This is a genomic window from Kocuria himachalensis (genome assembly GCF_054784195.1).
Genome location: NZ_BAAGPL010000001.1, coordinates 248,931 through 255,703 on the forward strand (window position 1 = coordinate 248,931; position 6,773 = coordinate 255,703).

Here is a 6,773-nt window from a genome sequence, read left to right on the forward strand (position 1 = left end):
CCGCCGCCGGCGGTCGTCCGTCCCCACGAGAGGAAATCCCATGACCGTTCTCCACTCCGTTCGCGTCCACCCGTCCAAGGACAACCTGCCCCGCGAGGAACAGCTGGCCTGGAAGATGGCCGAGGTCGCCGCGGACCCGGTCGAGGTCACCCCCGAGGTGACCGAGATGGTGATCAACCGGGTCCTGGACAACGCCTCGGTGGCGATCGCCTCGCTCAACCGGGACCCGATCGTCTCGGCCCGGGACCAGGCGCTGTCCCACGCGCCGGGGCCGCACGGGACCGGGTCCGCCCTCTACGGGGTCGCCGCGGACCGGCACAAGGTCTCCCCGGAGTGGGCCGCCTGGGCCAACGGCGTGGCCGTGCGCGAGCTCGACTACCACGACACGTTCCTGGCCGCCGAGTACTCCCACCCCGGCGACAACATCCCGCCGATCCTGGCCGTGGCCCAGCACGTGGGCGCGAACGGCCACGACCTCGTGCGCGGCATCGCCACCGGCTACGAGCTGCAGGTGGACCTCGTGAAGGCCATCTGCCTGCACGCCCACAAGATCGACCACGTCGCCCACCTCGGCCCGTCCGCGGCCGCCGGGATCGGCACCCTGCTGGGCCTGGACGTGCCGACGATCTTCCACGCGATCGGTCAGGGGCTGCACACCACCACCGCGACCCGCCAGTCCCGCAAGGGCGAGATCTCCACCTGGAAGGCCCACGCCCCCGCCTTCGCCGGGAAGATGGCCGTGGAGGCCGTGGACCGCGCCATGCGCGGGCAGACCTCCCCCACCCCGATCTACGAGGGCGAGGACGGGGTCATCGCCTGGCTGCTGGACGGCCCCGGCGCCGCCTACGAAGTGCCGCTGCCCGCCCCGGGCGAGACCAAGGCCGCGATCCTGGACACCTACACCAAGGAGCACTCGGCCGAGTACCAGGCGCAGGCCTGGATCGACCTGGCCCGCAAGCTGCACCGCGAGCGGCCCGAGCTGGCCGACCCGGCCCGGATCGCCTCCGTCGTGCTGCACACCTCCCACCACACCCACTACGTGATCGGCTCCGGGGCCAACGACCCGCAGAAGTACGACCCGACCGCCACCCGGGAGACCCTCGACCACTCGATCCCCTACATCTTCACCGTGGCCCTGCAGGACGGACAGTGGGACCACGTGGGCTCCTACGCCCCCGAGCGCGCCGGCCGCCCCGACACGGTGGCCCTGTGGAACAAGGTCACCACGGCCGAGGACGCGGAGTGGACCCGCCGCTACCACTCCCTCGACCCGGCCGAGAAGGCCTTCGGCGGACGGGCCGAGATCACCCTGACCGACGGCTCCACCGTGGTCGAGGAGATCGCCGTGGCCGACGCCCACCCGCTCGGCGCCCGCCCGTTCGCCCGCGACCAGTACGTCACCAAGCTGCGCACCCTCGCCGCCGGGATCGTCGCCGACGACGAGCTGGAGCGCTTCATCGCCGCCGCCGAGAACCTCCCGGCCCTGGGCGCCGGCGAGCTGGACGCCCTCAACGTCACCGCCTCCGTCGACCTGCGCACCGGCACGAAGGGAATCTTCTAGAGCCATGCTGTTCTCCACCACCACCCCCGAGGCCAAGCGGATCGCCCTGCGCGAGATGCTGGCCGGTCCGGCCACCGTCCGCTTCCCCGGCGCCTACACCCCGCTGTCCACGAAACTGATCCAGGAGCAGGGCTTCGACGGCGTCTACATCTCCGGGGCCGTGCTCGCCAACGAGCTCGGCTTCCCCGACATCGGGCTCACCGCCCTGCCCGAGGTGGCTGCCCGGGCCGGGCAGATCGCCCGGGTGACGGACCTGCCGTGCCTCGTCGACGCCGACACCGGCTTCGGGGAGCCCATGAACGTGGCCCGCACCGTGCAGGAGCTCGAGAACGCGGGCCTGGCCGGGTGCCACATCGAGGACCAGTTCAACCCCAAGCGCTGCGGCCACCTGGACGGCAAGAACGTCGTGGACCTCGACACGGCCGTCAAGCGGATCCGTGCCGCCGCCGAGGCCCGCCGGGACCCGAACTTCCTGATCATGGCCCGCACCGACATCCGCGGCGTCGAGGGCCTGGCCGCGGCCACCGACCGGGCCAGGGCCCTGGTGGACGCCGGGGCGGACGCGATCTTCCCCGAGGCGATGGCCGACCTCACGGAGTTCGAGGCGATGCGGGCGGCGGTGGACGTGCCGATCCTGGCGAACATGACCGAGTTCGGGAAGTCGCAGCTGTTCACCGCCGATCAGCTCCAGGAGGCCGGCGTGAACATGATCATCTACCCGGTGACCCTGATGCGCGCCGCCCTGGGCGCCATGGAGCGCGTGCTGGACAGCATCCGCACCGACGGCACCCAGGAGGCGGCCGTGCCGGACATGCTCACTCGCGCCCGGCTCTACGAGCTGGTGGACTACAACGGGTACAACCAGTTCGACTCCGGGGTCTTCGACTTCGAGGTCCCCGGACTGCACCACTGACCGCACCCACCGCACCGACCACGTGAAGGAGACCACCATGACCGAGACCCAGAGCGAGGTCCACAAGGGGCTGGCCGGCGTCGTCGCCGACTACACGGCCATCTCCAAGGTCAACCCGGACACCAACTCCCTGCTCTACCGCGGCTATCCCGTGCAGGAGCTGGCCGCGTCCTGCTCCTTCGAGCAGGTCGCCCTGCTGCTGTGGAACGGCGAGCTGCCCACCGACGACGAGCTGGCGGAGTTCCGGGCCCGGGAGCGGGAGCACCGGGCGCTGACGCCCGAGCTGAAGGCGATCATCGACGCCCTGCCGACCACCTGCCACCCCATGGACGTCTGCCGCACCGCGGCGTCCGTCCTGGGCGCCCAGGACCCGCAGGCCGAGGACTCCTCCCCCGCGGCGAACCTGGCCAAGGCGCAGAAGCTGTTCGCGGCCATGCCCGCCGTCGTCTGCTACGACCAGCGCCGCCGCCGCGGCCAGGACGTGGTGGCACCGCGGGCGGACCTGGACTACTCCGCGAACTTCCTGTGGATGGCCTTCGGCGAGGAGGCCGACCCGCAGGTCGTGGAGGCGTTCAACGTGTCGATGATCCTCTACGCCGAGCACTCCTTCAACGCGTCGACGTTCACGGCCCGGGTGGTGACCTCCACCCTGTCGGACCTGCACTCGGCGGTCACGGCCGCCATCGGCGCGCTCAAGGGCCCGCTGCACGGCGGGGCCAACGAGGCCGTCATGGAGACGTTCGTGGAGCTGGGCATCCGCAAGGAGGAGTCCGAGGCCGACGCCGAGGCCCGCGCCAAGGCCTGGATGGACGAGGCCCTGGCGGCGAAGAAGAAGGTCATGGGCTTCGGCCACCGCGTGTACAAGCACGGGGACTCCCGGGTGCCCACCATGAAGGCGGCCCTGGACACGATGATCGCCCACTACGGCCGGGACGAGTTGCTGGGCCTGTACAACGGGCTCGAGCGGTCCATGGACCAGGCCAAGGGCATCAAGCCCAACCTCGACTACCCGGCCGGTCCGACCTACTGGCTCATGGGCTTCGACATCCCCACGTTCACCCCGCTGTTCGTGGCCGCCCGGATCACGGGCTGGACCGCCCACGTCATGGAGCAGGTGGCCGCCAACTCCCTGATCCGCCCGCTCTCCGAGTACAACGGCCCGGACGAGCGGCACCTGTAGCGGGGCGGCCGCGGGGGCCCGCGGACCGGTCGGCCGGTCCGCGGGTCCCGCCCCCGTTCCGGACGCTCAGTAGGTGGGCGCCGCGGGCAGCCCCATGTAGTGCTCGAGCGTGGGGATGTCCTGGTCGGCCATGCCGCCGGCCACGTGCACGCCGACGTAGCGCAGGTGCCACGGCTCGTAGGCGTAGCCGGTGGTCGCCGTCCGGCCGCGGGGATACCGCACGATGAAGCCGTGCTCGTGGGCGTGCTCGCGCGCCCAGGCCCCGGCCGGGGTCCCCTCGAAGCAGCTCTGCAGACCGCACTCCCCGCTCGGGTCGCCGATGTCCATGACCAGCCCGGTCTGGTGCTCGCTGTGGCCAGGCCGGGCGGAGATCAGGTCCGCCTGTGCCTGCCCGTAGAGCGCCACGTAGTGGCGGTAGAGGCTCGCCTGCGTGGCGTAGGAGCGGTATCCGCTGACCGCCGTCAGGGGCGCGCCGTCCGCTGCGGCCGCCCGCTGCATCCGCCGGAACGCCGCGGCGGCGTCCGCCCGCAGGAGCTGCCCGCCCACGGACTCGAGGGGGCGCGGCACGTGGTCGGCGGGGTCGAGGGGGCGGCGCTTGTTGACGACGACGTACACCGACGCGGCGCGGTCGATCTCCCGGGCCACCCGGGTCCCGGCGCCGCGCGTCCAGGTGACGGACCCGCGCTGGAAGGACTGCCGGCAGCCGCCGCCCGTGCAGGACTCCACCGAGACCGGGTAGCCCAGGGCACCGTGCTCCGCACCGTGGCGCAGCCAGGCCGCCCGGATGCCGCCGATGGTGGGGTGGGCCCCGCTCGGCCGCGACCACAGCACGACCCCGCCCTCGAAGGACTGGTAGCAGCCGGCGTCGCGCAGTCCGCAGACCTCGCGCCCCACGGGGTAGCCCAGCCGCCCCCGCTCGTGGTCCTGCGCGGCCCACGCCGCACGGATCGCCCCCCACGTGGGCCGGGCCCCGGTCCGCGGGGACCAGTGGATGCTCCCGCGCTCGAAATTCTGGTAGCAGCCCTCCCGGACGAGCCCGCACCGCTCGGGGCCCAGGGCCCTGCCGAGCCGGCCTTCCGCGCCTCCGAGCCGCTGGTGCTCGGCCTGGATCGCCGTGGCCCCGAACGCCGGTGAGCCGAGGCCCGGGAGCACCAGGCCGAGGGCGCACAGCAGGACGAGCAGCATCCGTCCCGTCCGTCCCGTGCTGTGCTGCGTGCTGTGCTGCGTGCTGTGCCGTGTGGTCTCCCGCATGACGTCCCCGTCCGTCCACCGAGCGGAGCGCTCGGGCGTGCGTCCAGGCTAGGCCGCCGGCGGGTGTTCCCGAAAGCACTGACACGTGTGTGACCTCTCCGGGACGCGCCGCCGGACAGCGGGCCCGGCTACCGGGCGCGGGGGTGGGCAGCGGCGTAGACCTCCCGCAGGGAGTCGACGGTCACCAGGGTGTACACCTGGGTGGTGCTGACGGACGCGTGGCCGAGCAGCTCCTGGACGACGCGCAGGTCGGCGCCGCCCTCGAGGAGGTGGGTCGCGAAGGAGTGGCGCAGCGTGTGCGGGGTGATCCGGTCGCCCAGGCCCACCCGCTCCGCCGCGCTCTTCACCGTGGTCCACGCCGTCTGGCGGCTGATCCGCCCGCCCCGGGCGTTGAGGAACAGCGCGGGCGTGCCTCGTCCCTCGGCGGCGAGCGCGGGCCGGCCGCGCACCAGCCAGTCGTCCACGGCGCGCACGGCCCAGGAGCCGAGCGGGACCATCCGTTCCTTCCCGCCCTTGCCGAACAGCCGCACGAAGGGCATCCCGGCCCCCGTGTCCTCCGGCTCCCCGCTCCGGCGCACGGCCCGGGAGAGGTCGTCGACGTCGAGGCCGGTCGCCTCCGAGATGCGGGCGCCCGTCGAGTAGAGGAGCTCCAGCAGCGCCCGGTCGCGCAGCTGCTGAGGGGTCTCGGTGCCGGTCGACTCGAGCAGCGCGGTGACTTGCTCGACCGGAACGGCCTTGGGCAGGCGCATCCCGGGCGTGGGCGGCTGGACGGGGGCCGCGGGGTCCGTGCGCGTGAGGCCCTCGAGAGCCCAGAACCGGTGGGCGCCCCGGACCGCGACGAGGCTGCGCGCGGCGCTGCGGGTGCTCAGGGGAGCGCTGTCCTCCGACCCGGCGGACAGGTCCCGGAGGAAGTCGCGCACGTGCCCCGTGGTGATGCCCTCCAGCGTGGTCACGGGCGGGTCCGTGCGCTCCCGGAGGTGCTCGGCGTAGCGGCGCAGGTCCCGCCGGTACGCCGCCAGCGTGTTGGCGGCCAGGCCCCGCTCGACGGCCAGGTGCTGCAGGTAGCGATCCAGGGCCCGCTCGAGCGCGTCGCCGGACGGCGCGCCGGACGTCGTTCCGGACGTCCCGCCGGCCGGGGTGCCGCTCACCGGAGGTCGGGGTGACCGGGCCACGGGGCGTCCGCCGGGCGCAGCGACCGGTAGCCCTCCGAGCGGGCGGCGTGGGCGGCGAGGACCCCGATCACCACGGCGGGCGAGTTCAGGCGGCCCTCCAGCACCGCCCGCACCGCGCCGTCGAGCGGGACCCACGCCCCGTGGATCTCCGCCTCCTCCCCGTCGCGCTCGTGGAGCTCGTGGTCGGGGACGTCGCTGAGTCCTCGGGCCAGGAAGACCCGGTTGGCCTCGGAGGAGGAGCCCGGGCTGTTGTGGAAGTCCACGAGGACGTCCCACCGCTCGGCGCGCAGGTCCGCCTCCTCCGCGAGCTCCCGCTGGGCGGCCGAGGCGGGGGCCTCGCCCTCCACGTCCAGCAGACCGGCGGGGATCTCCCACATGGTCATCCCGACCGGCCGGCGGTACTGGTTGATCAGGAACACCTCGTCGTGGTCGTTGAGCACGAGCACGGACACGGCGCCGGGGTGGGTGATGTAGTCGCGCCGGAGGGGGTCCTCGCCCTGGGCGAGCTCGAACTCGTCGCGCCGGACGTCCCAGATGAAGCCCTCGTAGACCGTCTCGGAGGCCACCGTGCGGCGGTCGCTGAGCTGGTCGGAGAGCTCCTCGGGTGCGAGGTGGCGGATGTCCATGGGGGTCCCTTTCGGATCGGCGGCCCGGCGCGGGCTGCCGCGGCGACGAGCGGGGTGCGGGTGGGGTGCG

The 6,773-nt window shown here is 73.3% G+C and carries 6 protein-coding genes; 3 read left to right on the plus strand and 3 right to left on the minus strand.

Going from position 1 to position 6,773, the window contains the following annotated elements:
- Positions 1 to 40 precede the first annotated feature (40 nt).
- From ACYVM4_RS01145 to ACYVM4_RS01155, 3 genes are read left to right on the plus strand one after another with little or no spacing between them, the layout of a single operon-like run.
- Positions 41 to 1,561 (plus strand): MmgE/PrpD family protein, encoded by a 1,521-nt coding sequence (locus ACYVM4_RS01145; RefSeq protein ID WP_460667377.1) that lies wholly within the window; start codon positions 41 to 43, stop codon positions 1,559 to 1,561.
- A 4-nt stretch (positions 1,562 to 1,565) separates the two neighbouring features.
- A complete protein-coding gene (gene prpB / locus ACYVM4_RS01150) occupies positions 1,566 to 2,474 on the plus strand; it encodes a methylisocitrate lyase (protein ID WP_460667378.1) in 909 nt (302 codons plus the stop codon).
- A 37-nt stretch (positions 2,475 to 2,511) separates the two neighbouring features.
- Positions 2,512 to 3,654, plus strand: a complete 1,143-nt coding sequence (locus ACYVM4_RS01155) for a bifunctional 2-methylcitrate synthase/citrate synthase (protein WP_368821142.1) — start codon at positions 2,512 to 2,514, stop codon at positions 3,652 to 3,654.
- Positions 3,655 to 3,720: 66 nt separating this feature from the next.
- Here the strand turns inward: ACYVM4_RS01155 and ACYVM4_RS01160 are convergent, their stop codons facing one another.
- From ACYVM4_RS01160 to ACYVM4_RS01170, 3 genes are all read right to left on the minus strand, one after another.
- The gene (locus ACYVM4_RS01160) at positions 3,721 to 4,905 is read right to left on the minus strand and encodes a D-alanyl-D-alanine carboxypeptidase family protein (RefSeq protein WP_460667379.1); all 1,185 of its coding nucleotides are present in this window, start codon (positions 4,903 to 4,905) and stop codon (positions 3,721 to 3,723) included.
- 128 nt (positions 4,906 to 5,033) lie between these two features.
- Positions 5,034 to 6,053 carry a site-specific tyrosine recombinase XerD gene (locus ACYVM4_RS01165; protein WP_368821140.1) on the minus strand — a complete coding sequence of 340 codons (1,020 nt, stop codon included), beginning with the start codon at positions 6,051 to 6,053 and terminating at the stop codon, positions 5,034 to 5,036.
- Positions 6,050 to 6,703, minus strand: coding sequence for an NUDIX domain-containing protein (locus ACYVM4_RS01170; protein WP_460667380.1), 654 nt, complete (start codon positions 6,701 to 6,703; stop codon positions 6,050 to 6,052). The genes ACYVM4_RS01165 and ACYVM4_RS01170 overlap by 4 nt, the downstream gene beginning before the upstream one ends.
- Positions 6,704 to 6,773: the final 70 nt, after the last annotated feature.

Excerpts from the sequence above, each read along its gene's own strand:
- ACYVM4_RS01170 (WP_460667380.1), bottom strand. The coding sequence starts at position 6,703 with ATGGACATCCGCCACCTCGCACCCGAGGAGCTCTCCGACCAGCTCAGC.
- ACYVM4_RS01145 (WP_460667377.1), top strand. The coding sequence starts at position 41 with ATGACCGTTCTCCACTCCGTTCGCGTCCACCCGTCCAAGGACAACCTG.
- ACYVM4_RS01155 (WP_368821142.1), top strand. The coding sequence starts at position 2,512 with ATGACCGAGACCCAGAGCGAGGTCCACAAGGGGCTGGCCGGCGTCGTC.
- ACYVM4_RS01160 (WP_460667379.1), bottom strand. The coding sequence starts at position 4,905 with ATGCGGGAGACCACACGGCACAGCACGCAGCACAGCACGCAGCACAGC.
- prpB (WP_460667378.1), top strand. The coding sequence starts at position 1,566 with ATGCTGTTCTCCACCACCACCCCCGAGGCCAAGCGGATCGCCCTGCGC.